Below are 26,375 nucleotides of genomic sequence, written 5' to 3' on the forward strand. Positions count from 1 at the left end.
GCCCCCAGAACCTTTTATTATATGGCGGAGGGCCGGGAGAATCATCGGGGTGAAACGCCATTCTGGAACGATGTGACTGTGAAAACCATTCTCCGCAATGAGGTCTATCTCGGTCACATGGTACAGAACAAGACGGGCACCGTCTCCTACAAAAACCACAAGCAGGTCAGCAAACCGGAGAGCGAGTGGATTCGGGTGGAGAACACTCACGAGCCGCTGATTTCCCAGGAAGTGTGGGACGCGGTGCAGCGGATGGACAACCACCCCGCCAGAGGGCGCAGCGGGAAAAGCGGCACCGTTTCTCTGTTCGGCGGTCTGCTCCGGTGTATGGATTGTGGTTCCTCCATGCGGTATATGCGGGATTACCGTAAAAAGGTGTCTGACAAGGAACCGGAGTACAAGGCATATGTCTGCAACCGGTACGCTTCGGGCGGCAAAAACGCCTGCTCGTCCCATTACATCAACCAGAAAGCGTTGACACAAATCGTACTGACGGACATCCGCTGCAAGGCGATGTGGGCGCAGAACAGCCGGGATAAACTGCGTGAAAAAATCCTCGCGCAGAAGGAGTCTGCCGGACGGGAAAAACTCAGAACGCTTCAAGCGGAGCTGAGCGCCATTGACCGGCGGTTGCCGGAGCTTGACCGGCTGGTGCAGTCCGCCTACGAGGACAAGGTGCTGGGCAAAATCCCGGAAAACCTTTGTGTCCAGCTTCTCAATGGTTATGAGGCCGAGCGAAAAGCAAAGCAGGAGCGCAGACGGGAACTGACCGAGCAGCTTGCCGCCAGTCGGGAGAATGAGCAATCCGTAGATGCATGGCTGGACATGGTGCGGGATTACTACGATTTGCAGGAGCTTGACCGTCCCACGCTCATGCGGCTGATTCAGAAGATCGAGATTAGTGAGAAATACACGGTGGACGATCACGAGGAACGGAATATCCACATCTACTACAATTTTGTTGGTTATATCGAAGCTTGAGCTTGTCATTCTTTATGCGAAGTGAACTAACGAGTGGTATGCAAAAGACATCAGCCGGAAAGTCAGAAGTTCCAAGAAACTGCGCGGCAACGCAGGTGATCCCCCTTTGCTTGCCGCCCTACGGCTACAGGAAAGACCCGGAAAACCCCAAGCAGTGGATCATTGACGAGGAAGCCGCCGAAGTTGTCCGCAAAATCTACCGCCTTTGTATTGAGGGAAACGGGATTGAAACCACCGCACGGATTTTACAGGAAAGCGGTATTTTAACCCCCACCTATTATTGGGCAAAGAAAGGAATCCGAAAGGGCGGAAAGAAAACGCAGGACAATCCCTATAAATGGTGCAAAACAACCATTACCAAAATCCTGACCTTGCAGGAATATACCGGCGTTCTCATCAATTCCAAAACTTATTCCAAGTCATTCAAGGACAAACGCCGCCGCGAAAACCCGGAAGAAAATCAAAAGGTGTTTGAGAATCACCATGAGCCGATTATTGACCGCAGCACATGGGAAACGGTGCAGAAAATCCGTGCAGGCACAAAGTGCAGACAGCCTAAAAACAGCGAAAAAAATATGTTTGCAGGGCTTCTATACTGCGCCGACTGCGGCCATAAGCTGCATTACAATATCAATCATCCGAACAGCGCCATTGAGTATTTCAACTGTTCAAACTACCGGGGAAACCGTGGCACCTGTAATGAAACGCACTACGTTCGTGCCGATTCGTTGGAACAGGTTGTCCTTTTGGAACTGAACCGTATGGTAAGCTACCTACAGGAAAACGAGGAAGAGTTTGCTGAACTGCTTGCCCGGAAAACCTCGCAGGATTATGAGCGTGAAAAACGCTTCCGCCAGCAGAAGCTGGCCGAACTGAACGCCCGATACAGTGAGGTTGATATGCTTTTTGAGCGCACCTACGAGGACAATGTAAGCGGTAAACTCTCCGATGAACGCTTCATGAAGCTGTCGCAAAGGTATGACGAGGAGCAGCAATCCCTCAAAAAAGAAATCGCAGAGCTGGAAAGCATCTGCGACAAAGAGGACAGCCGGGTGTATTCAAAAAATCAGTTTCTAAAAGCGGTTCGGAAGTTTATGCAGATGAAAACCTTAACGCCTACTATGCTTCACGAATTGGTAGAACGGATTGATGTCTACCACATTCAGGGGACAGAAAAAAACAGGACGCAGCGCCTTGTGATCCACTACAAGTTTGTCGGCGTATTGGATTTGCCGAAAAGCCCCGTTCTGCCGGAGAATGTCGTTCTCAACAGCAGACAGGGTGTAGAAATAGAATATCTGGTTGGAAAAGCCGGATAAATGAGAAAAGGAGCAGCCCTTTCGGACTACTCCTTTACATAGGAATGTTCAGTTGCGTTATGAACATTCAAACTGGTGCCGGTGGCCGGACTCGAACCGGCACGGTGTCGCCACCGGTGGATTTTGAGTCCACTACGTCTGCCAATTCCATCACACCGGCATGTAACGGTAAAGATTATACAACAAAAGCGATGAAAAAGCAACTGTTTTTTTCATAATTTTTTTTAAAAGAAGCCCTATTTTTCCGTTCTCTTTTGTAAAGACACTAAAGATAGCGGAATTTTAGGGCTTCTTCTTTTCACCAATGGGAAAGTGGCATCAAAATTTACTCCAGCATCGCCAGGCAATGACGTGGGCATGCCTCCACACATTTTCCACATCCCACGCACTTTTCTGGATCTACAGTAGCGTGGAAGTTTTCCACTTTGATTGCTCCCACTTCACAGACTTTTTGGCATTTCATACATCCAATGCAGCCTACTTTACAGACCTTGTTGGTCGAAGCACCCTTGTCGCAATTGCTGCAGCGGACAATCGCCTGCCGCTTTAGGGGAACCAATGTGATAAGATGCTTTGGACATGCCTTCACACACATGGAACACCCCTTGCAGCGCGATGGATCGACACGGGCAACCCCATTACATACTTCGATCGCGCCATACGCGCAAGCTTGTACACAATCGCCCATCCCCATACAGCCATAGCGACAGCTGGAAACGCCTCCAGCTAGCTGTGCAGCAGCAGTACAACTCTGGATGCCTTCATACTCCATCTTATCGCTTGTATTGTCATAGCTGCCAAGACATTTGACCACTGCGACTTTTGCTTCAACAGCCACATCCGCCAAACCAAGATATTGGGAGACGGTCTTGGCCACCTCTGCCCCACCGGGGGCACAGAGGCCGGGCTTTGCTTCTCCGTGGGCCAAAGCCTTTGCATAACCGGAACATCCGGAAAACCCGCAGGCACCGCAATTGGCCCCTGGAAGCATTTCCTCAATGGCCTCCGCTTTTTCATCCTTTGGTACAGCCAACAGAATCGAGGCAATTGCCAAGCCCAGGCCAGCAATCAAACCGATCACCACCACAATGACAACAGGAACCCATAATTGACTCATCTCTATTCCTCCCCTCAGCCTAATAAGCCGTCGACAAGGCCCTGGAACCCAAGGAAGGACACCGCCACAAGCGATGCTGCGATCAGGGTGATGGGAAGGCCTTTGAGAAATTTTGGAATGTCGTTCGTCTCCATGCGCTCGCGGACACCAGCAAAGATCACCATAGCGACCATAAAGCCAATACCGGAGCCGAACGCATTGACCAAGGATTCCACATATCCGAAAGTCGGGTCCGCAGCACCCTTTTCAAGCACCAGCATGGTAATGCCCAAAACCGCGCAGTTCGTGGTAATCAGCGGCAAATAGATGCCTAACGCATTATAAAGCGGCGGCATAAATTTGCGCAGGATGGTCTCAATCAACTGGACCAGCGCCGCAATAATCAAAATAAAGACGATGGTCTGTAGATACTCCAAATGATTGGGGACGAGCACATACATATAGATTGGCCAGGTCACTGCAGTGGAAATCACCATTACAAACGTAACTGCAATGCTCATGCCAACCGCTGTATTCAGCTTCTTCGATACGCCGAGGAACGGGCAGATACCGAGGAATTTATTCAAAATATAGTTTTCTGTCAGGATCGCCGCCAAAAAGATGGCTACAAGATTCTTAATCATTTCTTAGCAGCCTCCTTTTCTTGAAGCTTCGAGCAATTTGCCGCCAGCGGGCATCCCTGACAGCCAAGCTCTGCCGGACGCGAACCCTCGCCCGACAACCGGTTTGCTACCGCAATCAAAATACCAAACACAAAGAACCCTCCAGGCGGCAGAATGAAGATAATGATGGGGTCCACCACTCCGGCCGTAATCGGAATGCCAAACAAGCTACCCGAACCGAGGAACTCACGGATCATCCCCATCACCAACAGCGTAGTCGTAAAACCAATTCCCATCCCAAGGCCATCGACAATGGAGGGGAGAACCTTATTCTTGCTGGCGAACATCTCTGCACGCCCCAAGATAATACAGTTGACCACAATCAGAGGCAGATAGATGCCCAGGGCCTCGTCAAGTGCTGGAGAATATGCCTGAATAAACATCTGCACAACCGATACAAATCCTGCGATCACTGTGATGAACGCCGGAATGCGAACCTTATCCGGGATCACCTTACGCAGCAGGGAGATCGCTGCATTGGAACAGACCAGGACAAAGGTCGTCGCCAAACCCATTCCAATTGCGTTACTAGCAGAGGTGCTGACTGCAAGCGTTGCGCAGCATCCAAGCACCAAACGCAACACAGGATTTTCTTTGATAATACCCTTGGTAAATTCACTCCATAGGGATCTCTTTTTCTCCATCCTCAAGCGCCTCCTTTTACGGTTTCATACAGGGCCAATGCCTCGTTTACCGCGTCGGTTACGCCCTGTGTAGTGATGGTTGCACCGGTCATCGCCATAATCTGGCCGTCCTGTTTTTCCCCGGACTTGATGACTTCAAATGCTCCGGATTCCGGGATTGGCTGTTGGTACTGCGCACGGAATTCCTCTTTTTGCGCATTCATTCCAAGGCCCGGCGTATCGTCGATACTAAGCAATTGCACGCCGGATACTTCCCCATCCGCCCGTATGCCGGTCATCACCTGGACCGGTCCACCATACGAACTGGCGGAAGTGGTAAACACATAGCCAGCCACTTCCCCGCCTTCCTTTCCAACATAATAAACCACGCTCTCCCCATCGGCATCCGTGGCCTCCATCTCTTCAAACTCTTCAACGCCGGGAAGGACTAGTTCGCGCGCCTCGCTGGCAGCTTGCTCCTCCTGCTGTGCAATCTTATCCTTGGTCAAAAGGTTTGTCCCCGCCAAAAGCGCCGCGACTACAAAACAGATCACGGTCAATGTAATGGTGGGACGCAGGACTTCTTTTGCATCTATCTTCATTCGTGTGCAGCCTCCTTTTTGGCCTTCTCCTTTTTGACGCCAAAGGGACGCGGGCGGGTGATCCGCTCAATATGCGGCACCAAAATGTTCATCAGGATAATCGAGAAGGACACGCCCTCCGGCAACGAACCGAACATCCGGATCAGCATTGTCAAAATGCCGCAGCCGATCGCATATACAATCCGGCCATTCCGGTTGATGGGGGATGTTGTATAGTCCGTCGCCATAAAGATTGCACCGAGCAACAGGCCGCCGGAAAGCAATTCGAAAATTACGTCACGGCCGGCGATCAAGGAGATCACCGCTACAGTTCCAAGATAGCACAACGGGATTACTGGGCTGATAACCTTACGGGCCACCAGATAAATGCCTCCCAGGATCAATGCAATGGCACAGGTTTCCCCCAAACAGCCGGCACGCGCGCCAAGCAGCATGTCCAGATGGCTGGGAAGCTGATCCGATGCCCCTTGCTTGAGCAGGCCAAGCGGGGATGCTGTGGTAATCGCGTCGGGGTTCCCGCTGCGGTACCAGAAGGGCACCACCCAATTGCTCATCTTCGCCGGGAAGGACGACATCAGCACGATGCGCGCCGTCAGAGCTGGATTGACAAAGTTCTGCCCAATGCCGCCGAACATCTGCTTTACAACAACAATTGCCACTACGCTCCCAAAGACCGCAATCAGGGGGTTGATCGTCGCTGGTAGGTTGAAGGCCAGCAAAAGGCCAGTGACTACCGCGCTGAGGTCAAAAATGGTGTTGTCGCGTTTCATCACCTTACGGCTGAGATATTCGGCAAGCACACAGGAAATCACACAGGTCAGGATCAAGATTAGCGCCTGAATCCCAAATAAAATACAGGATGCAATTGCCGCCGGGATCAGGGCAATAATAACGTCCAGCATAATTTTTTGCGTAGTTGCTCCGCTCCCCAGATGGGGCGAAGACGATACAATCAATTTCTGCTCCATTTATTTCTTCCCTCCCGCATTTCTAACAAGAGCCTTTCCTAGCCGGATGGCCTGCACCAACGGCCGGTGGGCCGGGCAGCGATAAGCGCAGGTACCGCATTCCATACAGTCCATCACACAATATTCCTGCAATTCTTCCACACGTTTGGCTTCCGCATACTTTTCCAGCTTAGTCGGGACCAGATTCATTGGGCATCCGCTCACACAGCGGCCACAGCGGATACAGGCAGTTGGTTCATGCAGGCGCGCCTCTTCCTCTCCAAAGCAGAGGATACCATTGTTTTGCTTGATGACCGGCAGGCTGTCGTCTGTAAGGGCAATTCCCATCATGGGGCCGCCCATCAGGATCTTTTTCGGCGGAACCGCATACCCTCCGCAGAAGCGGATGATCTCTGCAATCGGCGTACCGATCGGAACAATAACGTTCTGCGGGGATTTTACGGCGGAGCCGTCGATGGTGACGCGCTTCTTCACCAGAGGCATCCCTGTCCTGAGATAATCGGCCAGGAAGGCAACGGACGTTATGTTCATCACAATACAACCCACATCTGCAGGCAGCTTCCCCATGGGGACCTCGCGTCCGGTGCAGGACTTGATGAGCACCTTTTCCGCTCCCTGCGGGTAGGAAGCGGAAAGCGCCAACACACAAACGTTTTTGTCCGGGCTGGCTTGTCCATCATTCTCCATCTTCCGCAGTGCTTCGATTACATCGGGCTTATTGTCTTCCACCGCTATGATCGCCCGCTCAATTCCCAACATCTTCCGGACCGTATTGATTCCGGAAAATACCGCCTTTGTGTTTTCCAGCGCTTCCCGATGGTCGGCCGTTATGTATGGTTCGCACTCCGCAGCGTTGATAATGAGCGTGTCAATGTTCTTATCGGGGGATACATTCAACTTGACATGTGTAGGAAAACCAGCGCCGCCCAATCCAACCAAGCCGGACTCCCGCACAGCACGGAGAAACTCCTCGCGGGTATCCACCTTTGGCGGATGTACCTCTGGAGAAACCTTCATCTCTCCATCGGAGTCGATCACAAGCGCATCCACATATTGGCCCCCAGAGAGCATCACCTGGTTGACCGCATGCACTTTGCCTGAAACGCTGGCATGAATGGGCGCGCTGACAACCGCATCGCTGTCGGCGATCTTTTGCCCTACAAGCACCTCGTCCCCCACTTGGACAAGAGGTTTGCACGGGGCCCCGGCATGCTGCTGCATGGGGATGATGACCTGCGCCGGAGGCGGCATTATTTTGGATTCCATCTGCGCCGTGTTCTTATAATGCGGCACATGCGCCCCGCCATGTGTTTTGAAAGGCTTTTCTGGAAATGCAAATTCCATTCTTTTCCCTCCATTTTCATTTTTTACTTTCTTCCTAAAAAGACCGTTGTTCAAAATATTGTATTGAGTAACGGCACAGCTGCCTGAGGCATTGGCCTCATATGCGTGCCGGCACTACCCCAATCAGAAGCAATCAAGAAATATACCATACAAACGCCTACATTGCAAGTACACTATATGGTATGGTACCATTCTATCCGAAAGGATGCCTTCAACAATCCATTCTATATAGAACCCCATGTGGCCTCTTCATCCCATCTTCAAAACAAGCCAAAACATTCCTACCTAAACGCAAGCAAACACACGGCCGATCATCCCGGCCGTGCCTAATTTCCTATTGAAATATCTAATTTCTTTGGAACACTGGGAGCGGGGAAAGACCTTCCCTTTATTTTTGCTATTTACAAGGATTGTCCCTGGCCCAACAGTTTCAACTTTGCCAGCAAGTGCGCCCACCCAATCCCCTCTTATGATACAAGGGTATACATATCTGAAGTGAGCTGGAAAGCGTCCTTCAAGGAGTCGGATACCAAAACACGGTTATCTTGCGAGATTAACACCCCACCCGCTCCATACTCTTCCAGCAAGGCCATGCCCTGTTCTTCCCCAAGCACGAACACGGCTGTCGCCAAGGCGTCGCTCAAAGCGCCGCTCTTCGCCACAACGGTGACGGATACAAGCCCGCTTTCCGCTGGATAACCAGTCTTTGGGTCTAAAAGATGATGGTAGGTCTTCCCATTTTCTGTGAAGGTTTTTTCATAGGAGCCAGACGTGGATACAAATCCAGACGCCAGATCCAGAAGCCCCATCGCTTCCGCCCTATCGTCGCCGCTATTTGGGTCGCGCACGCCTAGGCGCCACAAGCTGCCATCCGGCTTCTCCCCATATAGGCCAATGCTTCCACCCACCGCGACAATGCCAGCCTCCGCACCGCTTTCCTGATACATCTGAACCGCAGCGTCACACGCTGCGCCTTTTCCAATTCCTCCGAGATCAATCGCCGCACCATGGATTTTCAAAGAAGCCTCCGAAGCCTGTTCATCTACACGCAAATTTTGATACCCAACATAGGAACGGTATTCTTCAATCTGTTCAGCTTCCGGCAAATGTTGGTTTTCCCCGCCAAAGTCCCAAAGGGAGCTGACCGGCAGGATCGTCGGATCGTACGCCCCATTTGAGCGCTCCGCCACATCCAACGCTTGTGCCAGCAGCTCTGCGGTCTGTGGATCAATAGCAATCCAATCCGTCCCTGCAGCTTCGTTCAACCGTGCGATATCCGAACCCTCTATCCGCCACGAAATCTGGTTTTCTAAGCGTTGCACCGCGTTGGCTGCTTCCGACGCCGCTTCTTCCCTTCTATCGCCATAAACAGTTTGTTGGACATAACTTCCCATTGCAAATTCCGTGCTGGTAAACGGTTGTTGCTCTGCCTTCCACCGGTTCCACTGTACTACAACAGCCACTAAAACCAAAACCGCCGCCAGAACCGCCAGAGCCCATCCAACTTTCCGTTTTCTTTGCTCGTTCATTGGTTTCCTCCACCACTGGTTTCGTTGCTCATATGTGGTCTATAGTATAGCATACTCTTCGCAGCACAAGCAAATGGCTACCGCGTTTTTCCTTTGGATGATTTGTTAGAAAATTCATCGAAAAAAGCTAATTTTTTTCTTTCCCTTACACATTTCAAAAAACCGCAGCAAAAAGTCAAAAAAAGCCTATATTTTTTGTTTTATCTCACAAATTCTTTTTTAGACACTTTCCAATGTCTATTCTTATGCTATACTTTGTTAGAATTATGTTACTGAAAAAGCCGCAAAATCGATACAATCTGATAGCAGCATGGAGGGATTTATCATGTCTATTGAGGCAGTAAAAACGTATCTAGAATCCTATGGCGTGGCTGGCCGTGTGCAGGAATTCGATGTCTCCAGCGCAACAGTCGAATTGGCAGCGCAAGCGCTTGGTGTAGAGCCTGCGCGTATTGCCAAAACCATCTCCCTACAGTCGGACGGCGGTTGTATTCTTGTCGTGGCAGCCGGAGATGCCAAAATCGATAACAGCAAATTCAAAGCGGAATTCCACCGGAAAGCCAAAATGCTGAGTGCCGATGAAGTTTTACCGCTTACAGGCTATCCGGTGGGAGGCGTCTGCCCCTTTGCCAATCCGGACACGGCCGCTGTATATTGCGATATTTCTTTGAAGCGCTTTTCGACGGTATTCCCAGCCAGCGGTACTCCCAATTCCGCAATTGAACTGAGCTGCGAGGAACTGTTTCAATATTCCCACAGTCAAAAATGGGTTGACGTGTGCAAAAATTGGGATACGGAGGGAACGCCGCATGCGGATGCGCAATAAGCCTTGGGCAGCTCCAGAGCTGAATGCCTGTCCCTTTTTTGTGCGTGGTCCGGAACGGATGGCCGGAAAATGGCAGGATTGGTTTCCGAAAAAGCAACCCATCCATTTGGAGCTCGGCTGCGGGAAGGGCTGGTATATTGCAGGGCTGGCCCCAAAAAATCCACAGGTCAATTACCTCGGTGTAGATTTGAAGGACGTCGTATTAGCCCCCGCGAAGCGCATTGTGGAAGCGGCCTTCGCTGGGGCCGGGCGTCCAGTGGACAACGTTGGGTTGACCGCTTATAACGTGGAACAAATCTGCAACATGCTCCGGCCGGAGGACGGCGTCGCCCGCATCTGTATCAATTTTTGCAACCCGTGGCCCCGTGCCAAGCACAACAAACGCCGCCTGACACACCCGCGCCGTTTGAACGATTATAAGCAGTTCTTGCAGCCGGGCGGCGAACTCTGGTTTAAGACGGACGACGACGGCCTATTTGCCGATACCTTAGAATATATAAAGGAAAGCGGGTTCATGCTTCTGCGCCAAACCGCCGATCTCCATGCAAATCCAGGCTTTTTTGCGCAGGATGCCCCGACGGAGCACGAAAAGATGTTTACGGAAAAGGGAATCCCCATCAAAGCCCTGGCCGCCCGTTGGGAACCGCCTGTTGAATAAGGTAGAATCTGCGCACAATACTTGACACGCATGTCATTGTGCCGTATAATTCCTATTAAATCAGTAATGTTTTGAACGCTTTGCGGCATAGCGTTCAGCAGAAGAACATGGAAACGGAAAAGAGGGGTGTCATGTGGAAAGAAAACCGATCATTGAAATTCGCTCCCTCAGCAAAACCTTCCGGGGCAAAAACGCGGAGGTCCATGCGCTGCAGGACATCAACCTGAAAATCGAACAGGGGGATATCTTCGGCATTATCGGTATGAGCGGCGCAGGAAAGAGCACGCTTGTACGCTGTATGAATATGCTGGAAATCCCAACGGAGGGGACCGTCCTGTTCGACGGCATGGATCTTTCCAAGCTAAATCGAAAACAGCTTCGTGAAGCGCGGCGCTCCATGGGGATGATCTTCCAGCAATTCAACCTGCTGATGCAGCGGACTGCGGAAGCGAACATCTGCTTCCCCTTGGAAATCGCCGGGGTGGACAAGGCGACCGCCAAAAAGCGCGCAAAGGAGCTTTTGGAACTCGTCGGTTTGTCGGATAAAGCGAAGTCTTATCCCTCCCAGCTCTCCGGCGGGCAAAAGCAGCGTATTGCAATCGCCCGCGCGTTGGCCACCAATCCAAAGGTGCTCCTGTGTGACGAAGCGACGTCCGCCCTGGACCCCAATACGACGTCCTCGATTTTGGCTCTGCTGAAGGACATCAACCGCCGTCTGGGGATTACCATTGTAATCATCACCCACGAGATGCGCGTGATCGAAGAGATCTGCAACCGTGTGGCCATCATCAGTGAAAGCAAAATTGCCGAGTGCGGCGACGTTACCGAAATCTTTTCCCACCCCAAGACGCCGGCTGCGCAGCACCTGGTGTTCCCAGAAGGAAAGCATACCACTGAAACGTTTACTGGCAAACACGCCATCCGCATTGTCTTCAACGGGAGTTCCTCTTTTGAACCCGTAATCGCCAATATGGTGCTCGAATATAAATCGCCTGTAAATATTCTCTTTGCTGATACTAAAAACATGGACGGAAAAGCGTTTGGGCAGATTGTCATCCAACTGCCCGAAGACGAATCCCTCGCGGATAAGATGCAGCGGTATCTGCATATGCGGGGCCTGACCGTAGAGGAGGTGAGCGGAAATGTGGGATGAATCCACGCTGCAAATGTTGCTGCAAGGCGTCGGTGAAACCCTGTATATGACGTTGGGGTCCACCCTCTTCGCGTATATCATCGGATTGCCGTTGGGTGTGCTGCTCGTCATGTGGGCTGCGGACGGGATCCGCCCCCACCCTGTCCTATATAAAATATTGGACGTGATCGTCAACCTGACCCGTTCGTTCCCATTTATCATTTTATTGATCGCGGTCCTGCCGTTCACCCGCTGGCTTCTGGGCACAACCCTTGGCCCTACGGCCGTCATCGTGCCTCTGACCATCTCAGCTGCGCCCTTCGTCGCCCGGCTGGTCGAAGGTTCTCTCAAAGAAGTGGACGTCGGTGTGATCGAAGCATCCCAGTCCATGGGCGCTTCCGCTCTGCAAATCATTTGGAAAGTCCTTTTGCCGGAGGCTCGCCCCTCGTTGATCCTCAACTGCGCCATTGCCATCACGACGATCCTCGGCTATACCGCAATGGCCGGATTTGTCGGCGGCGGCGGTTTGGGCGATATCGCCATTCGCTTCGGCTATTACCGCCGTGAGGAGGACATCATGCTCGTCACCGTCGTCCTGCTCATTGTGGTGGTGCAGGTATTCCAGGGACTGGGCCTCTGGATTGCCCGGCGGTTGGACCGGCGCAAATAATGCTTTGAAAGAGGAGCATTCTCTGTTCTTTCAAAGCCCTTAACAAAAGGAGGAACTATCCTATGAAAAAGATTTTTGCACTCATTCTCGCGGTTGCACTTTCCGCCACCGTATTGGCCGGATGTCAGTCCGGCGGCGATGCGGCGTCCGGTGAAAATGCGGACAATTCCGAATCCAAGGTGATCAAGGTCGGGGCGTCTCCTGCTCCGCACGCAGAAATCCTGGAGGTTGCCAGCGATATCCTCAAGGAGCAGGGGTATGAGCTGGATGTGGTGGAGTTCTCCGACTATGTGCAGCCGAACCTGGCGCTCTCCGAAGGGGAACTGGACGCCAACTATTTCCAGCATCAGACCTATCTGGACAATTTTAACGAGGAGTACGGAACGGAGTTGGTCTCGATCGGCGCAATCCATTACGAGCCGCTCGGCATCTACGCGGGCCGGACGACCTCCCTGGACAGCCTGCCGGACAACGCGACCATCGCCGTTCCAAATGATACCACCAACGAGGCGCGCGCACTTCTACTTCTTCAGGATCAGGGACTGATCGAGGTGGATGAATCCGCGGGATTGAACGCCACCGTAAAGGATATCACCAGCAATCCGAAAAACATCCAGATTACCGAAATCGAAGCGGCACAGTTGTCCCGCATCCTGCCCGACGTCGATCTCGCCGTGATCAACGGTAACTATGCCATCGACGGCGGCTTGAAGATGAGCGATGCACTGGCCGTGGAAGAGAGCGGTTCCGTTGCAACAACAGCCTATCCCAACGTGATCGCTGTCCGCAAGGGCGACGAAAACCGCCCGGAACTGCAGGCGCTCGTGGAGGCGCTCAAGAGCGACACGGTCAAGCAATATATCAATGAGACCTATGAGGGTTCCGTGGTCCCGATCGACTGAGGAAAATCCATCAATCAAAAAACGGTTATGCAGCGTATGCCGCATAACCGTTTTTTCATAGCCAAAAGGAACAAAAGGCTCTGTCTTGATAAATTCAAATCGTTCTATCTATGATTCACTCCTGTGTTTCTCGTCAACTCCCATATTTCTGCACCCAGCAGTCCGGGTAAACTGGGGAAGGATTGTATGCCGCCTTGTCCAAATCAACGGTCGCATCCTCGCCTTCCCGCACCCGGCGGGCTACCACGACAGTGCGAAACTCTTCAAATTCATAGGAGCAGGTGGACAACGTGAGCAATTGATCGTCCGCATTCACATCGACCGGCAGATTCAAAATGGACCGGCTGCGCATCTCTTCGATGAAAGCCGTGAACGCCTCATCGTCCTCGAAATCCGGCTGGGCGTAGTCGAAGATTTCCCCCTGTTCCGGGAGTGTATTGATCTTAAACACGGAGAACACTTTCCATTTGCCCTCCACCCCTTCCAGATCGAAGTCGATCACCGGGGCGCTCTTATAAAACTCCAGATCGGTGTATTGCAGGATCGCGGCAAACATCTGCCCATCGTTCATGTTGTGCCCATAGAGTGTCAAATTCTTCATTTCCTGAGCCGGGGTACAGTTGGCATCCAAAAAGATGCAGCCGTATTGGGTGTATTTCTTATCGTATCCATGACGGAGATAGAGCTCCGGATTGTCCTTTGAGGACTGCATCACCGGATAGTCCACCACCGTATTGGGAATCTGAATCCAACCGATGGTGTCCGGGTTGCCCGCTTTCAATTGGGCAAAGGCGTCCCGCTTCCGCTGCACAGCCTCCTCGGACGTCTGTGAGGAAGGGGAACTGTCCTTCTCCTCCCCGTCTTCTTCAGCGTGATAAATCTGCTGTACCTGCTTGACCGCATGCCGGTTCTGCATGGGCTCATAGATCCCCTTATATCCGAGCACACTCATAGAACCTATAAAAACACAGAGCGATGCTATAAAAATCCCCTTGCGCAAACGTTTTTTCATAGGTTCTCCTTTCGTCGGATTCGGCTGCGGTTGTCAGTTCTGCGAATCCTCGGCACGCAGGCTAATCATCTGTTCTTTTAGATAAATCTCACCTTTCCGGCGGCATTTCGCCTCAAACGCATTCCGGATGCGGTTGGCTACCAATTGCCCGTTCTCTTCCTCGGCCACCAACAGGCCCAAGATGAACTGGGAAGGGCTATACCGCGCGACAATATCGTTCCGGCGCAGCGTTTCAGAGATTGCTTCTTTTAAGACAGTCATAATATTTTTTAGCTTTTCCAACGGCGGAATTTCCCCGTTCTTGTCTGTCGCTGTGAGCAGGATCAAAATCTCGCTCTGGTTATAACGCTCCCGGGCGCGCATCTGCACCCGGCAGATCTCACGGAACACCGTATACTCACAAAAAAACGGCGTCGAGCCGGATGTCTCCTCCGCAAGAATATCCTCCTTGATCTGATTCATATCAATTTCGACCATATTGAGCCCTTGGATAATCTCGCGGTGCAGATTGCGGATCGAATTCGAAAGCCCCATGCCCAGCTCCCGGTTAAAGGATTCGGAAATGTGCTCGTAGTGTACCAACGCCTGGGCATACTGCCCCGTGCGCAGATAGGCCTTCAGTAAGATATGATGGATATCTTCCTGATAAGGGCAAAACCGCACCGCACGCTCGCAAACTGAAATAACATTCCCATATTGCTCCGACTGATTCAAAAGGCGGCATAAGGTCAACACACAGCTGACATAAAGGCTTTCATACTGTGCGCGCTTTGCAAAAATCCACTCGTCCTCCCCCAAATTCGGCAGGAATTCCCCGTTGTACAGCTCTACCGCCTGGGAGTAGCAGGCAATCCGGCTTTCAATTGCCTGGTCTTCATCCGAACCGCGCTTTGCCAGAAGGGTCATCACTTCCGTGTCAATTTCACACGGGATATCTTCGTTCCACATATATGCCCCTTCGGAAAAACGGATAAACTCCATTCCCTCTTCGCACACTTCATCTTCCAGCACCAAATCGTCCAAGAGCATCCGCGCGCGATAGACCAAATTTTTTAGGGAGTTGGCTGGGTCTATGCATTCATCCCCCTCACGCCATAGCAACTGGATCAATTTTTCCTGAGCCAGCCTTTGCCCTCGATTCGTCAAAAGGATGCCAATCAAGTGCCAAATCTTTTTGGAGCGGTTCCCTTTTTTCACCACTTCCCGGTCGCCACGCCGGATGGAAAAATCCCCCAGCATCTGCACATACAGCTTTTCGGTGGCCATCATTCCGATCTCCCCCACAATCCTTTTCAATTTTCCCCGCCCATCCGGGGCGGAAGCCCTTATGTAGCAAAAACAAACTGCACCAATACCATATACAACACGGTTCCCACGCCAATGCTCAACAGGGTGTTCTTCTTCCACACATGCAACGCCACAACAGCCGCCACCGCAATCAGCTCCGGCAAGCCGTATGGCCACGTCAGAAGGCTCGTTCCCTTTAAACAGTATACTACAAGCATGGCAATGATTGCAAAAGGCAAAACTTTCCCCAAATAACGCACATATGGCGGCGTTTCCTTTCCCTCCGGGAACAGGACAAAGGGAAGAAGTCTTGTGAAAAATGTAACAAGCGCAATTAACGCAATCACAAGCAGCGCACGAATTGCCCCAGTCATGTTGTAGCCTCCTCCTCCGGTCGATCCAACCGTTTCCGAACGACGGTCAGCAACACGACCATACTGATGAGCGCCGGCAGAATAAAATTATCCGCTCCAAAAAGGAGAAGGCAAACAACGGAGCATGCCAATCCCGCCAAGGCCGGCGCATGGCTTTTTGTTTCACGCCACTGGTTGACAAAAATCACCACGAAGAGCGCAGTCATCGCAAAATCAATGCCCTGTGTATTGAATGAAAAGGAAGAACCCAGCAGTCCTCCCACGACAGAACCGACAATCCAGTAAAGTTGGTCCAACAAGGCGATAAAAAAGAAAAACCAACTGCGGTCCACATTTTTGGGCGGCTCTGCACTACAGAGCAGAGAAAACGTCTCATCGGACAGGGAAAAAATCATATAGGGCTTTTTCGCGCCAAAATTTTGAAATTTCCCCAACAGGGAGAGGCCATAAAACACATGGCGGATATTGACCATCAAGGTCATCAACGCCACCTGCAAAAAGCCCGCTCCCGTCGCCAACAGATCGACCGCCACAAATTGCATCGAGCCCGCATAGACAATCACGCTCATCAAGGCGGCCCACCCGAAGCCATAGCCTTTGCTCTCCAGCAGAATGCCAAAAGCTGCCCCCAAGAACAGATAACCCACCATCACGGGGATGGTCATCGGGAACGCTGCGCGGAGAGCCAGCTTTACTTTCTGCGCTTTTGCAGACGTTTCCTTCTGCATCGTTTGGCCTCCCTTATGCCTTCTTCTTTCTGCGGATGCGGGAAACAATCAAAACCAAGGCAGCGCCGCCGATCAATACGACCGGGGCCGCAATGCGGATGATCTGGTCCTTCCGCGCCTCCCGCGCCGTATATGCCGGGTCCTGGTCGGGGTCGTTTTCCTTCTGCAAAATCTGCATATAGGCATCCTGGCCGGTCTTATAGGCGTCCGCGGCATCGGGGAACAAATACAGCGGCGCGGTCACGCGGATGTCTACCGCATGGTTGGCCGGGACCTCATTGACCGTCAGACCCACCAGCTCGCCGCTTTCGATGACCAGCTCATAGTCCTCCTGGTCGTACGTCCAGGCTTTGACCTCATCGCGCTGCGCTCCATAGGGCAGAATCACGTAGCCGGTCAACAGCCCCGCTTCATAGGGGATGTCCTCCCCAATCAGCTCCCAATTGAATTCCATAATATCGTTGTGGAACTGCACGGCGCCCTTTACGGTATAGAGCACCTTGATCGTCGTGGTGGCATTCCAATTCTTCAAATATGCGTTGATCTCATAGCCCGTGTCGGTTTCATCCAGCGTGTACTTCCGCTCCGGGTATTTTTCCCCTTCGCTTTCCGTCGCCGCCTGAATCTCCTCGTAGCTGTTGAAGCGCTCCAGCTCCTCCGAGCCCATCACCACGCGGATATCCGAAATCTCATAGTCTTCGGATTTGGCGAGCGTGCGCTCAAACTTTGTCATCTTCTCAAAGTTCCGGCAGGAATACGTCCAATATTCCGTGACGTTCACCGTGCCGTCCGTGAGCAGTTCGGCTTCCACCTTTTCCGACTGGCAGGTATATCCCTCGACCGCCAGGTCAAACGCCTCGGCCTGGTGGTTCATGATATATTCACCGAGCTCCTTCATCTCCGGCGAAATCTCTTCTTCATCCTCTTCGGCCGCAAACGCCAGAGACGTACACGAGAGCGCCACCAGCAGCGCAAGCAACAGAGAAAGGTATTTTTTCATGGATGCTCTCTCCTTGAATTCACAAATTATTTTTTAAAGATCTGTTTGACAGAGCGGATCTCTTCCCCGTTCGGAATCAGAAGGCGATAGAACGGGGTATGTGTAAACAGGCAGAAAATCACCATGGAGGTGAACCCCTGCGCGGTCAGCGAGGCGGAGGTCGCCAGCGCAATGCCGTTGACGCCCATCGGCGGAATCAGAACAAACGACAAGCTCAAATTGACTATAATCCCGATGATGGTCGGCAAAATGTTCAATTCCGGCTTGCCATAGGCGGCGATGGAATTGGCCAACACCTTTGCATAGCAGATAAAAATCGAACCGATAATCAAATACCGCAGAGGCGCAATGGCCTCCACGTACTTCGGGAACACAATCGGCACAAACACCTGCGCCACCAACACCAACAGCACCGCACAAACAATGGTGATATAGGTGACCACTTTACAGGACATCAAGGTCAAACGGACTTTATCGTCCTTTTCATGCATGGCTGCAATCCGGCTCATAATGACCTGGCTCACCGCGTCGGGCAGCAGCCACACCTGCTGCATCATGGTGACAGCCGCATTGTAAATGCCGAAGGTCGAAAGGGAATACACGGCGTTTACAATGTACGATCCCAAATACGAATTGATATAGGTCATCACATTCGAGACATGCGACTTTAAGCTATAGCGGAACATCGCGCCCGTCTGCACCGAGTGGTCGTCTTCCGGCGCGGGGTCCGGTTCCTTTCCATTCCAGCGCTTGATGCCATACAGGGCGAAGAGGATCATCAGCACCTGGATGCCGATCATGGAGGTAACCAGCAGCATGGCACTGGGCCATACAAGCATGGAGAACATGAACGCGGTCAACAACACCTTTTGCAAAAGGTTGATCGTATTAAACATTTTAAATTTGTTTTCCCCGCGCAAAATCGCCAGGCAAACATTCATCAAGAAGGAGAACAAGCCATACACGACCGCCGCCCAGCAATAGAAGGCCGTACTGCCGGAGAAAAAGATTTCCTTCATAAACAGCACAGCAACGGCGCCCGCCGCCAAAATCAGGGCAGACATCGCCACAGTCAACTTTGCAATCGCTTTTTTGGTGTTCTTGATCTTATAGCGGGAGACAAAATAGATCATCGCGGCATTGATGCTAAATCCAAACAGCGTAAACAGCCCGTTGCCGACCAGCTGTACCTGATTATATTGCCCCTTGACCGCCGGGTCCAACACACCCAGCACAAAAAAGGCCGAGATGATGGACAGCAGGGAACCAATGACGTTGGTGCCAAAGGTGTTGATGCTGTCCCGCACAATGTCGCTATGAAGTCTTTTAGGTTTTTTTTCTGTATCCTTCATCCTAGAAAGCTCCATTCCAGGGGAGATCCCCTTTTTTAAGGTCGAAATTCATAAAGATTATTATAGCATTCTGACAGGCAGTTCCACAAGGGATTTTCCGGATTTTCTGCGTATTCTGAGGATGGAACGCCACAAATGGTGAAAACGATCGAAAAAGCATGCTTCTGTACCTTAACATTTCCAGCAGCTCTACAAGATGTCAAGATTTTTCACACCCAACTTTTTCCATTTTCTTTGACTTACGTTGCTACGAAATTTATAATATGATTATGGTGCTACGAAAAGGAGGTGTATTTCTTCAAGTGCCAGGTAAAAAACTAGGCCGCCCTACGGATAGCCCAAAAACATTTATGCTGCGTGTCAAGATGGACAAAGAAACATTAACTGAATTGGACGAATGTTGTAAAGTAGAGCGTACAAACCGTTCTGAATTTGTCCGCAGGGCTATCCACGAAAAGTATTCCGGCCTCAAAAAATGAAAGGAAACGGCCTCCCCTCTCTAAGTCGAAGCCGCTTCCCCACAAACCAACAACCGCGAAAGCGGATTGCTGCGTAAATAGTATACCATGCGCGGTGATTCCTTTCAAGCGTTGTTGGAATTCACAGAGAAAGGAACCTGTACATGACGGAACAAGAAATCTTTGACGTTTTCCTGGATGAACTCCTGCAACGCGCCGTTGACGACTTCCACGCTACCGCACAATACGCGCTGTTGGCCGAAAAGCTGGAACGGATGCACCGCGACTGCGATTCCATGTTTGCCGCAGACGAAAAAGAGTTCGCCGAAGAATGCTTCTCCCTCCTGCTGGACGTCTCCGGACACCAGGAACGCCACCTCTATCAAAAGGGGCTGCGCGACGGCGTGACCATTTTAAAACGGCTGGGCGTTTTTGCCACATAACGCGCCCAGCCGCCTGAAAGCAACAACAGCCGGTTGTATGCACAAACGCAATACAACCGGCTGTCTGTCTATTCAAGATCGTTCAACATTTTATGCCCGGCGCGGACCGCCAACAGGCAAATGCGCCCGCTCCAAAGCTTTGCGGATGGCAAAGAAGAACGGCACCGCGATCACGTCCGCCACAATGGCATTGGTCAGCGTCGCTGCCAGCTTCGTCACCATGGCGATGGCCGCAGCCTCCGGCGCGGAACCCACCAGGATCAGCTTCAGGAACGAGTATCCCAAATACAGCACGCAGTAGCACAGGGAACCGCTCACCGCACCCACAATCACGCGGGAGAGCTTTCTTGCGGTCCGGTCGCCGCCCCATGCGATCAATCCGCATACAAATGCCATCATAAATTTGAAGATCAGGGTCGTCGGCGCGCTGTCCGCCCATCCGCCCATCAGGTCAAAAATACAAGAACCGATCCCCGCTGCAAGGCCGCCGTAAACCGGGCCCAACAACAGGCCGGACAAAATACAAAATACATTTGCAAAGCCGATCATGGTCTTATCGGTTCCCACTGGGATCTCCACCTTGAAGAACATGGTCGCCACCAGGACCAACGCCGCCATCAGACCGGTGAGCGCCAGATTGACGCTGGTGTTGCGTTCGTTTAAATTGAGTTTCATGGTCTTCCCCTCCAGACATCTTCCGCAAAGCGTCTTGCATCTTTGCTCGTTTGTGGTATAATCATAGCCATAGCGCAAAAGTGTTCATACTAAAATATACAGTTTATAAAAAATTGACCAGTACAGTTTGAAGAGGAATTTCCATGACATACGATTTTCTTATGCTCAATCCCGCATCCGATACCCCCTTGTACCAGCAACTCTATGAATCGCTGCGCAGATCCATCGAACGGGGGCATCTCACAACGAACGAAAAGCTCCCCTCCATCCGCAAGCTCTCCGAGGACTTGCGCCTGAGCCGCACCACGGTGGAAATGGCCTATCAGCAGCTCTGCGTCGAGGGGTATGTACGCGCGCGTCCGCAGAGCGGCTTTTTCGTAGAGGCCGGGGCCATCCGGCCGGAACGCTCCAGCCATTTGGAGCCTCCCCAGACGATCGTGCAAGCGGAACGTCCAGGCCCAAACGTCCGCTACAATTTCGGCAGCGATTCGGTGGACAGCGGGTGCATCGACATCAAAATCTGGCGCCGCCATATCCGCGACGTCCTCACCCAGCAGGAGGTGCTCACCTCCTATGGCGATCCCCAGGGGGAACCCGCCCTGCGGGAAGCGCTCTCCTCCTATTGCTACGGCGTCCGCGGTGTAAAAGCCAGCCCGGAACAGATCGTGGTCGGCGCGGGCACCCAGCCGCTCCTGTACCTGCTGTGCGGCCTTCTTCCCGAAAAGACCGTCGCGATCGACGAGCGCGGATTCCCGCAGGCGGAGCGCGTTTTTGCGGACTGCGGCTTTACGGTTTTGCGCCTGCCCACCGACCGGGACGGCATCCGGATGGACGCGCTGGAGGCGAGCGGCGTCCGGGCGGTGTTGGTGCGCCCATCCCACAGCGTTTCAAGCGGCACCGCCATGCCGATGAGCCGCCGGTTTGCCCTGTTGGAATGGGCGAAAGCGCATCAAGCCCTCGTGATTGAAGACGACTACAATGGGGAACTGCGTTACAATGCCCGGCCCATCCCTGCGATGCAGGGGATTGCGGACGGGGAACTGGTGGCCTACATCGGTTCTTTTTCCAAACTGCTGCTTCCCTCTGTGCGCATCGGCTATATGGCGCTGCCACCGGCACTGCTCGCGGATTACCGTTCCCGCGCCAAAAGCTACAACCAAACGGCTTCAAAAGTGGAACAGCTCGCCCTAAGCAACTATGTCAAAAGCGGCCAGTTGGAGCGCCATCTGCGCCGCTTGCGCAAGCTCTACGCCGCGAAAAGCGCGGAACTGAGCCGTTCCGTCCGAAGCGCCTTTGGACGGCGCTGCCGCCTCTTCTTGCAGGAAACAGCCCTCCGGCTAACCTTGTACCTGCCTTGCGATGCTCCCTCGGAGGAACTCTGCCGCCGGGCAATACAGCGCGGGGTCCGTGTGATTGCAGAAACCGAGCCGGGCAGCGTAACGTTGGGCTTTGCAGGCATCCCCTTGGAGGACATCGCCCCCGCCGTGGAACAGCTTCACGCAGCGTGGAGCGATTTGCTCGGGCCAAGCAAAGGCGCGGAACGCAAAACCGCGCCAGAACAGGGGGATACGCAGAGATGAAGGCCATAGAAATCCTCGCCCTGGACGCCACCGAACCGGATAACCAGCGGTGGAAAGCCCTCGTGGAACAGTATGCCAAAACCGCTGCTTCCTTTGAAATCCACTGCTGGAACGAAGAAACGGAGTGGATCGCCCTTGCGCTGCAATACGGCAATCACAAGCAAACCGATTGGGCGTTTGGCAAGATCGTTTCCGGGCCAATCACGCCGGAATTTCTTCAAATGCTTCTCGGCCTGCCAAAGCCAACCGATACCGAAATTTACAACAAAATGACGCCCTTTTTCTCCATCTTCTTCGACAATGGTTTTTCCAGCGAGCATTACGGAACCGAGCTGCATGTTTGTGAGGGCGCTTCTTGTGAAAACCACATTGCACTTTAGAGAATTTTGGCGTATGATGAGGAAAAAGGATTTTTCACCGAAAGGGGATCTATAAAATGCGAGCTTACGAGCGATTGCTGCAATATGTACGTTACCATACCACCTCCGACGAAAATGCGCCGGAGGACAAATGCCCCACAACAGACCGTCAAAAGGTTCTGGGCGCTGCGCTTGCGGAGGAGCTGCGCGGCCTGGGGCTGGCCGACGCCCACATGGACGAATTCGGCTATGTCTACGGGACCTTACCGGCCAACTGTGAAACCGACCGCCCGATCCTGGGGCTGATCGCGCATATGGACACCGCTCCCGCTGCCAGCGGCGAGAATGTGCGTGCGCGCATCGTCGAGAACTACGACGGCGGGGATATCGTCCTCAACGCGGAAAAGAATATCGTCATGCGCCCTGCGGAATTTGAAAGCCTTCTGGACTACAAAGGCCAGGATCTGATCGTGACCGACGGCACGACGCTGCTCGGCTCGGACGATAAAGCGGGCATCGCGGAAATTTTTACCACATTGGAACGCCTGGTTGCGGAGAACATTCCTCACGGGACCATCAAAGTCGGCATCACGCCGGACGAGGAGACGGGCCGCGGCGCGGATCGCTTCGATGTCAAGGGCTTTGGGGCGCAGTACGCCTATACGGTGGACGGCGGCAAGCTCGGCGAGATCGAATATGAGAACTTCAACGCGGCGGACGCCAAGATTACCATCAACGGGGTGAGCGTCCATCCGGGCACGGCAAAGGGCAAAATGAAAAATGCCATCTTGATCGCAATGGAATTCCATTCCATGCTTCCGGTTTTTGAAAACCCGGCCTTTACCGAAGGGTATGAAGGGTTCAGCCACCTGGAGGGCATCCAGGGCCATGAAGAGCAGGCAAGCCTGCACTATATCATCCGCGACCACGATATGGAAAAATTTGAAGCCAAAAAAGCGCGCTTCCAAAAGATCGCGGACTATCTCAACGACAAATACGGTGCGGGGACAGTTGTCCTCAACCTGACAGACACCTATTACAACATGAAGCAGCAGATTGCGCCCCACATGTTCCTGATTGAAGACGCGGAGCAGGCGATGCGGGACGCCGGGGTAGAGCCCCTGGTCGTACCGATCCGCGGCGGCACGGACGGTGCGCGCCTCTCATTTATGGGGCTGCCCTGCCCCAACCTATCCACCGGCGGGCACAATTTCCACGGTCGGTTCGAGTATATCCCGGTCCAAAGCATGGACAAAATGGTGGAGGTTCTGCTCAATCTCGTGCGCGTGTAAGAGCTGTGATTCCATGTACAAAGGAAGAGGCTGCCAGCCGGTACATCCCGGTTGGCAGCCTTTTGTTTCGTTTTATGCTGTTAAACGGAAAACCGGCTTACCGCAAAAACCAACGCAGGAGCTGTTCCTTTCTCGCAGTGGCCGGAGGATACCGCACAGGCATATCCAGAAAGCTAGAATTCTTCAAAATGCTTTTATAATGGCTGAACGTATCGAAGCTCTTTTTGCCATGGTAGCTCCCCATCCCGCTTTTGCCGACGCCGCCAAATGCCATGTACGGCGTGGCGAGGTGCACCACCGTGTCGTTGACACAGCCGCCGCCAAACGAGACTTCCTGCAACACGCGCTTTTCCGTTGTGCGGTCCGTGGTAAAGAGATAGAGCGCCAGGGGCTTCTCGCGCGCTTTTACAAAGCGGATCGCTTCCTCTAACGTTGCATACGTCAAAATGGGAAGGATCGGGCCGAAGATTTCCTCCTGCATCACCGGCGCATCGGGGGAAACGGCGTCCAGCAGCGTCGGGGCGATCTTATCGGTCCCGTTGTCGTCGCCGCCCACCAGGATATGCTGGTTTTCCATGAGCCCTTTCAGGCGCAGGAAGTGCTTTTCATTGATAATCTTGGGATAATCGGGATTTTCCTGCGGTTTTTTCCCATAGAACAACTGAAGATACCTCCGCATATACGCGACCAGCGTATTTTTCACTTCCCGATGCACCAGCAGGTAATCCGGTGCAACACAGGTCTGGCCGGCATTGAGGAATTTCCCGAATACAATCCGCTTTGCCGCCAGCTTCACATTGGCTGTCCGGTCTACGATGCAGGGGCTTTTCCCGCCCAATTCCAATGTAACCGGCGTCAGATGCGCCGCAGCCCGCTCCATCACAAGCTTTCCCACCGCCACGCTTCCGGTAAAGAAGATATAGTCAAACCGTTGCTCCAAGAGTGCTGTGTTGGCCTCCCGGCCGCCCTGTACCACCGCTACATATTCCGGCGGAAAGCAAGCCCCGAGCAGCTCTTCTAGCTCTTTGGCCATATGGGGCGCATAGGCGGAAGGCTTGAGAACGACCGTATTCCCTGCGGCCAACGCGCCGATGAGCGGCTCCATGCTCAATAAAAACGGGTAATTCCAAGGCGCCATCACCAAAACCACCCCGTAGGGCTCTGCCTGGCAGAAGCTTCTGGACGGAAACTGGCTCAGAGGCGTCGGGACCCACTTTTTGGCCGCCCATCGGTGGATGTGCGCAGCGATATAGCGCAGCTCGCTGCATGTGAGGCCTATCTCGGTCATGTAGGCTTCCATATTGGATTTTCCCAGATCCTGCCGCAAAGCGCGCAATAGCCGATGTTCCCGCGCGCGAATTTCGCGCTCCAATCGCTCCAAGGCCACGGCGCGGAATGCAAGGTTCTTTGTCCTCCCATGGTCGAAAAAGGCGCGCTGCGCCTGAACCAGATCGGCTGTACTCATCGCTCTTCCTCCCTGTTTGTCCTTTCTCCCATTCATTATATCCAGATACGGCGGCAATCTGCAAGCAAATTTTGTAAAACAAAATATTCCCTTCTGTATTTCAGAAAAACCTGCAAAGAATAATCGTGCGCTTTGATTCTCTGGGATTCGTCTGTGTAATACGTATGGATGCGAATCCCAGGAAAAAGCGGACAGACAGGAGGTGAATCAAATGCCGGAAGACAAGGCAAACGCCGCTTTGAACAATCCACAGATGAAGAAATTCTTCTCCGCACAGCCCTTCTTTGTGCAGGAGTGCATCATGCAGACCGGCGTGGGGGCAAGCACCGAAACCGAGCTGAAGCAGTGCGCGGAAAATCTCTCCAAAAAGCAGCCGGCTGAATAAACGAAGACATCCCGCGGAACGCTTCCTGACCTTCCGCGGGATGTTTCCTATTGAATCAACACGTCCAAATACGACCGAAAAATCTTTACATGTACCTTTTCATCCTCGACGATGCGCAGCAAAACCGCGGCGAGCGAGGCATCCTGTACCATTGCGGCTTGCCGCCGGTAGCGGTCGATTGTCTCCTGCTCCGCAAGCAGGTTGTTCTGCATCATATGGAAAAAATTTTTGCATGGGGAAACCATTGTCCCATCCCAAACCCGCCTGCGCCGCCGGAACGAAACAGCATAGACCGGATCCCCGCCCAACTGCTGGACGAGCTGCGCAAAAATATTCAGGTGATGCATCTCCACCATGGCGATCCGCTGTAAGTCCTGGGCTGCCTCCGCATGGTTTGCGTTCATCACCCAGCTTTGGTAAAGATATTGCATCAGTGCGGTCAGTTCACTATGTGCGGCACACATATTCATGTGCATCAATCCAGCGTATAACCGGTTTTTTCCAGCCACCACAATGGGCGGGTATGGTTCTGGAGAGACAAATGCCTTCACGGATTCTATGTGCTTGTCACGTTTTTCCACGAGAAATCCTCCATTACGAATGAATTCATCCATATATATGCGTCGCACGCC

29 protein-coding genes and 1 tRNA gene are annotated in these 26,375 nt (G+C 52.7%); 13 read left to right on the forward strand and 17 right to left on the reverse strand.

Annotation, left to right across the window (positions count from 1 at the left end; all coding sequences use genetic code 11):
* Both B5F54_RS13380 and B5F54_RS13385 read left to right on the forward strand, forming a co-directional pair.
* Positions 1-981 (forward strand): recombinase family protein (locus tag B5F54_RS13380; protein ID WP_140400390.1); only part of this gene is annotated, 981 nt, incomplete at its 5' end.
* A 38-nt stretch (positions 982-1,019) separates the two neighbouring features.
* Complete coding sequence (locus tag B5F54_RS13385; RefSeq protein WP_172749743.1) at positions 1,020-2,300, forward strand: recombinase family protein; 1,281 nt, start codon at positions 1,020-1,022, stop codon at positions 2,298-2,300.
* 73 nt (positions 2,301-2,373) lie between these two features.
* Here the strand turns inward: B5F54_RS13385 and B5F54_RS13390 are convergent.
* The 8 genes from B5F54_RS13390 to B5F54_RS13425 form a co-directional block, all read right to left on the reverse strand.
* Positions 2,374-2,460: transfer RNA gene (locus B5F54_RS13390), tRNA-Leu, on the reverse strand.
* A 165-nt stretch (positions 2,461-2,625) separates the two neighbouring features.
* Positions 2,626-3,417, reverse strand: a complete 792-nt coding sequence (locus tag B5F54_RS13395) for an RnfABCDGE type electron transport complex subunit B (RefSeq protein ID WP_087234760.1) — start codon at positions 3,415-3,417, stop codon at positions 2,626-2,628.
* A 14-nt stretch (positions 3,418-3,431) separates the two neighbouring features.
* Positions 3,432-4,040, reverse strand: a complete 609-nt coding sequence (locus B5F54_RS13400) for an electron transport complex protein RnfA (protein ID WP_087234761.1) — start codon at positions 4,038-4,040, stop codon at positions 3,432-3,434.
* A complete protein-coding gene (rsxE, locus tag B5F54_RS13405; RefSeq protein ID WP_087234762.1) occupies positions 4,037-4,723 on the reverse strand; it encodes an electron transport complex subunit RsxE in 687 nt (228 codons plus the stop codon). Before rsxE ends, B5F54_RS13400 begins: the two co-directional genes overlap by 4 nt.
* Positions 4,724-4,725: 2 nt before the next feature.
* Complete coding sequence (locus tag B5F54_RS13410; RefSeq protein ID WP_087234763.1) at positions 4,726-5,304, reverse strand: RnfABCDGE type electron transport complex subunit G; 579 nt, start codon at positions 5,302-5,304, stop codon at positions 4,726-4,728.
* The gene (locus tag B5F54_RS13415) at positions 5,301-6,272 is read right to left on the reverse strand and encodes an RnfABCDGE type electron transport complex subunit D (RefSeq protein WP_087234764.1); all 972 of its coding nucleotides are present in this window, start codon (positions 6,270-6,272) and stop codon (positions 5,301-5,303) included. Before B5F54_RS13415 ends, B5F54_RS13410 begins: the two co-directional genes overlap by 4 nt.
* Positions 6,273-7,616, reverse strand: a complete 1,344-nt coding sequence (rsxC, locus tag B5F54_RS13420; protein ID WP_087234765.1) for an electron transport complex subunit RsxC — start codon at positions 7,614-7,616, stop codon at positions 6,273-6,275.
* Positions 7,617-8,083: 467 nt separating this feature from the next.
* Positions 8,084-9,145, reverse strand: coding sequence for an FAD:protein FMN transferase (locus B5F54_RS13425; protein ID WP_087234766.1), 1,062 nt, complete (start codon positions 9,143-9,145; stop codon positions 8,084-8,086).
* 325 nt (positions 9,146-9,470) lie between these two features.
* Here B5F54_RS13425 and B5F54_RS13430 point away from each other — a divergent pair, with 325 nt between their 5' ends.
* The 5 genes from B5F54_RS13430 (at position 9,471) to B5F54_RS13450 (ending at position 13,333) form a co-directional block, all read left to right on the forward strand.
* On the forward strand, positions 9,471-9,971 hold the full coding sequence (locus B5F54_RS13430; RefSeq protein ID WP_087234767.1) for a YbaK/EbsC family protein: 501 nt from the start codon (positions 9,471-9,473) through the stop codon (positions 9,969-9,971).
* Positions 9,955-10,629, forward strand: a complete 675-nt coding sequence (gene trmB, locus B5F54_RS13435) for a tRNA (guanosine(46)-N7)-methyltransferase TrmB (protein WP_087234768.1) — start codon at positions 9,955-9,957, stop codon at positions 10,627-10,629. The genes B5F54_RS13430 and trmB overlap by 17 nt, the downstream gene beginning before the upstream one ends.
* Positions 10,630-10,762: 133 nt before the next feature.
* On the forward strand, positions 10,763-11,782 hold the full coding sequence (locus B5F54_RS13440; protein WP_087234769.1) for a methionine ABC transporter ATP-binding protein: 1,020 nt from the start codon (positions 10,763-10,765) through the stop codon (positions 11,780-11,782).
* Complete coding sequence (locus B5F54_RS13445) at positions 11,772-12,431, forward strand: methionine ABC transporter permease (protein ID WP_087234770.1); 660 nt, start codon at positions 11,772-11,774, stop codon at positions 12,429-12,431. The genes B5F54_RS13440 and B5F54_RS13445 overlap by 11 nt, the downstream gene beginning before the upstream one ends.
* A 62-nt stretch (positions 12,432-12,493) precedes the next feature.
* Positions 12,494-13,333, forward strand: coding sequence for a MetQ/NlpA family ABC transporter substrate-binding protein (locus tag B5F54_RS13450; RefSeq protein WP_087234771.1), 840 nt, complete (start codon positions 12,494-12,496; stop codon positions 13,331-13,333).
* Between the two features lie 133 nt (positions 13,334-13,466).
* On the opposite strand, the gene srtB is transcribed toward B5F54_RS13450, so the two are convergent.
* Genes srtB through B5F54_RS13480 form a run of 6 tightly spaced genes read right to left on the reverse strand, consistent with a single transcriptional unit; the run spans position 13,467 to position 19,086 of the window.
* Positions 13,467-14,345, reverse strand: a complete 879-nt coding sequence (gene srtB, locus B5F54_RS13455; protein ID WP_087234772.1) for a class B sortase — start codon at positions 14,343-14,345, stop codon at positions 13,467-13,469.
* 33 nt (positions 14,346-14,378) lie between these two features.
* The gene (locus B5F54_RS13460) at positions 14,379-15,614 is read right to left on the reverse strand and encodes a BTAD domain-containing putative transcriptional regulator (protein WP_087234773.1); all 1,236 of its coding nucleotides are present in this window, start codon (positions 15,612-15,614) and stop codon (positions 14,379-14,381) included.
* A gap of 56 nt (positions 15,615-15,670) precedes the next feature.
* On the reverse strand, positions 15,671-16,006 hold the full coding sequence (locus B5F54_RS13465; RefSeq protein WP_087234774.1) for a branched-chain amino acid transporter permease: 336 nt from the start codon (positions 16,004-16,006) through the stop codon (positions 15,671-15,673).
* On the reverse strand, positions 16,003-16,734 hold the full coding sequence (locus B5F54_RS13470; RefSeq protein WP_087234775.1) for an AzlC family ABC transporter permease: 732 nt from the start codon (positions 16,732-16,734) through the stop codon (positions 16,003-16,005). Before B5F54_RS13470 ends, B5F54_RS13465 begins: the two co-directional genes overlap by 4 nt.
* Before the next feature lie 13 nt (positions 16,735-16,747).
* Positions 16,748-17,734: a DUF2207 domain-containing protein gene (locus B5F54_RS13475; RefSeq protein WP_087234776.1), complete on the reverse strand. Its 987-nt coding sequence runs from the start codon at positions 17,732-17,734 to the stop codon at positions 16,748-16,750.
* A 26-nt stretch (positions 17,735-17,760) separates the two neighbouring features.
* Positions 17,761-19,086, reverse strand: a complete 1,326-nt coding sequence (locus B5F54_RS13480) for a lipopolysaccharide biosynthesis protein (RefSeq protein ID WP_172749744.1) — start codon at positions 19,084-19,086, stop codon at positions 17,761-17,763.
* Between the two features lie 365 nt (positions 19,087-19,451).
* Between B5F54_RS13480 and B5F54_RS18165 the strand changes: the two genes are divergently transcribed.
* Positions 19,452-19,565, forward strand: a complete 114-nt coding sequence (locus B5F54_RS18165; RefSeq protein WP_237966711.1) for a ribbon-helix-helix protein, CopG family — start codon at positions 19,452-19,454, stop codon at positions 19,563-19,565.
* Positions 19,566-19,708: 143 nt separating this feature from the next.
* Positions 19,709-19,987, forward strand: a complete 279-nt coding sequence (locus tag B5F54_RS13490) for a hypothetical protein (protein ID WP_087234779.1) — start codon at positions 19,709-19,711, stop codon at positions 19,985-19,987.
* Positions 19,988-20,077: 90 nt separating this feature from the next.
* Here B5F54_RS13490 and B5F54_RS13495 read toward each other — a convergent pair whose 3' ends face one another.
* Positions 20,078-20,662 (reverse strand): ECF transporter S component, encoded by a 585-nt coding sequence (locus B5F54_RS13495; protein ID WP_087234780.1) that lies wholly within the window; start codon positions 20,660-20,662, stop codon positions 20,078-20,080.
* A 143-nt stretch (positions 20,663-20,805) separates the two neighbouring features.
* On the opposite strand from B5F54_RS13495, the gene pdxR reads away from it, so the two are divergent.
* From pdxR to pepT, 3 genes are read left to right on the forward strand one after another with little or no spacing between them, the layout of a single operon-like run.
* Positions 20,806-22,242, forward strand: a complete 1,437-nt coding sequence (gene pdxR / locus B5F54_RS13500; RefSeq protein WP_087234781.1) for a MocR-like pyridoxine biosynthesis transcription factor PdxR — start codon at positions 20,806-20,808, stop codon at positions 22,240-22,242.
* The gene (locus tag B5F54_RS13505; protein ID WP_087234782.1) at positions 22,239-22,622 is read left to right on the forward strand and encodes a hypothetical protein; all 384 of its coding nucleotides are present in this window, start codon (positions 22,239-22,241) and stop codon (positions 22,620-22,622) included. Before pdxR ends, B5F54_RS13505 begins: the two co-directional genes overlap by 4 nt.
* 56 nt (positions 22,623-22,678) lie before the next feature.
* Entirely contained in the window at positions 22,679-23,893 is a 1,215-nt protein-coding gene (gene pepT / locus B5F54_RS13510) for a peptidase T (protein WP_087234783.1), read from the forward strand.
* A 97-nt stretch (positions 23,894-23,990) separates the two neighbouring features.
* Here the strand turns inward: pepT and B5F54_RS13515 are convergent, their stop codons facing one another.
* Positions 23,991-25,358, reverse strand: coding sequence for an aldehyde dehydrogenase (locus B5F54_RS13515; protein ID WP_087234784.1), 1,368 nt, complete (start codon positions 25,356-25,358; stop codon positions 23,991-23,993).
* A 211-nt stretch (positions 25,359-25,569) separates the two neighbouring features.
* Between B5F54_RS13515 and B5F54_RS17715 the strand changes: the two genes are divergently transcribed.
* Positions 25,570-25,743, forward strand: coding sequence for a hypothetical protein (locus B5F54_RS17715; RefSeq protein WP_172749745.1), 174 nt, complete (start codon positions 25,570-25,572; stop codon positions 25,741-25,743).
* A 47-nt stretch (positions 25,744-25,790) separates the two neighbouring features.
* On the opposite strand, the gene B5F54_RS13520 is transcribed toward B5F54_RS17715, so the two are convergent.
* Positions 25,791-26,324, reverse strand: a complete 534-nt coding sequence (locus B5F54_RS13520) for a ferritin-like domain-containing protein (protein ID WP_172749746.1) — start codon at positions 26,322-26,324, stop codon at positions 25,791-25,793.
* Positions 26,325-26,375 lie beyond the last annotated feature (51 nt).

It is taken from the genome of Anaeromassilibacillus sp. An250 (assembly GCF_002159845.1).
In the GTDB taxonomy this organism is placed as follows: domain Bacteria; phylum Bacillota; class Clostridia; order Oscillospirales; family Acutalibacteraceae; genus Anaeromassilibacillus; species Anaeromassilibacillus stercoravium.

Bases quoted from the DNA above. Each gene is read 5' to 3' on its own strand.
- B5F54_RS13385 (WP_172749743.1), top strand. From the start codon at position 1,020: ATGCAAAAGACATCAGCCGGAAAGTCAGAAGTTCCAAGAAACTGCGCG.
- B5F54_RS13395 (WP_087234760.1), bottom strand. From the start codon at position 3,417: ATGAGTCAATTATGGGTTCCTGTTGTCATTGTGGTGGTGATCGGTTTG.
- B5F54_RS13400 (WP_087234761.1), bottom strand. From the start codon at position 4,040: ATGATTAAGAATCTTGTAGCCATCTTTTTGGCGGCGATCCTGACAGAA.
- rsxE (WP_087234762.1), bottom strand. From the start codon at position 4,723: ATGGAGAAAAAGAGATCCCTATGGAGTGAATTTACCAAGGGTATTATC.
- B5F54_RS13410 (WP_087234763.1), bottom strand. From the start codon at position 5,304: ATGAAGATAGATGCAAAAGAAGTCCTGCGTCCCACCATTACATTGACC.
- B5F54_RS13415 (WP_087234764.1), bottom strand. From the start codon at position 6,272: ATGGAGCAGAAATTGATTGTATCGTCTTCGCCCCATCTGGGGAGCGGA.
- rsxC (WP_087234765.1), bottom strand. From the start codon at position 7,616: ATGGAATTTGCATTTCCAGAAAAGCCTTTCAAAACACATGGCGGGGCG.
- B5F54_RS13425 (WP_087234766.1), bottom strand. From the start codon at position 9,145: ATGAACGAGCAAAGAAAACGGAAAGTTGGATGGGCTCTGGCGGTTCTG.
- B5F54_RS13430 (WP_087234767.1), top strand. From the start codon at position 9,471: ATGTCTATTGAGGCAGTAAAAACGTATCTAGAATCCTATGGCGTGGCT.
- trmB (WP_087234768.1), top strand. From the start codon at position 9,955: ATGCGGATGCGCAATAAGCCTTGGGCAGCTCCAGAGCTGAATGCCTGT.
- B5F54_RS13445 (WP_087234770.1), top strand. From the start codon at position 11,772: ATGTGGGATGAATCCACGCTGCAAATGTTGCTGCAAGGCGTCGGTGAA.
- B5F54_RS13450 (WP_087234771.1), top strand. From the start codon at position 12,494: ATGAAAAAGATTTTTGCACTCATTCTCGCGGTTGCACTTTCCGCCACC.
- srtB (WP_087234772.1), bottom strand. From the start codon at position 14,345: ATGAAAAAACGTTTGCGCAAGGGGATTTTTATAGCATCGCTCTGTGTT.
- B5F54_RS13460 (WP_087234773.1), bottom strand. From the start codon at position 15,614: ATGATGGCCACCGAAAAGCTGTATGTGCAGATGCTGGGGGATTTTTCC.
- B5F54_RS13465 (WP_087234774.1), bottom strand. From the start codon at position 16,006: ATGACTGGGGCAATTCGTGCGCTGCTTGTGATTGCGTTAATTGCGCTT.
- B5F54_RS13470 (WP_087234775.1), bottom strand. From the start codon at position 16,734: ATGCAGAAGGAAACGTCTGCAAAAGCGCAGAAAGTAAAGCTGGCTCTC.
- B5F54_RS13475 (WP_087234776.1), bottom strand. From the start codon at position 17,734: ATGAAAAAATACCTTTCTCTGTTGCTTGCGCTGCTGGTGGCGCTCTCG.
- B5F54_RS13480 (WP_172749744.1), bottom strand. From the start codon at position 19,086: ATGAAGGATACAGAAAAAAAACCTAAAAGACTTCATAGCGACATTGTG.
- B5F54_RS18165 (WP_237966711.1), top strand. From the start codon at position 19,452: ATGGACAAAGAAACATTAACTGAATTGGACGAATGTTGTAAAGTAGAG.
- B5F54_RS13490 (WP_087234779.1), top strand. From the start codon at position 19,709: ATGACGGAACAAGAAATCTTTGACGTTTTCCTGGATGAACTCCTGCAA.
- B5F54_RS13495 (WP_087234780.1), bottom strand. From the start codon at position 20,662: ATGAAACTCAATTTAAACGAACGCAACACCAGCGTCAATCTGGCGCTC.
- pdxR (WP_087234781.1), top strand. From the start codon at position 20,806: ATGACATACGATTTTCTTATGCTCAATCCCGCATCCGATACCCCCTTG.
- B5F54_RS13505 (WP_087234782.1), top strand. From the start codon at position 22,239: ATGAAGGCCATAGAAATCCTCGCCCTGGACGCCACCGAACCGGATAAC.
- pepT (WP_087234783.1), top strand. From the start codon at position 22,679: ATGCGAGCTTACGAGCGATTGCTGCAATATGTACGTTACCATACCACC.
- B5F54_RS13515 (WP_087234784.1), bottom strand. From the start codon at position 25,358: ATGAGTACAGCCGATCTGGTTCAGGCGCAGCGCGCCTTTTTCGACCAT.
- B5F54_RS17715 (WP_172749745.1), top strand. From the start codon at position 25,570: ATGCCGGAAGACAAGGCAAACGCCGCTTTGAACAATCCACAGATGAAG.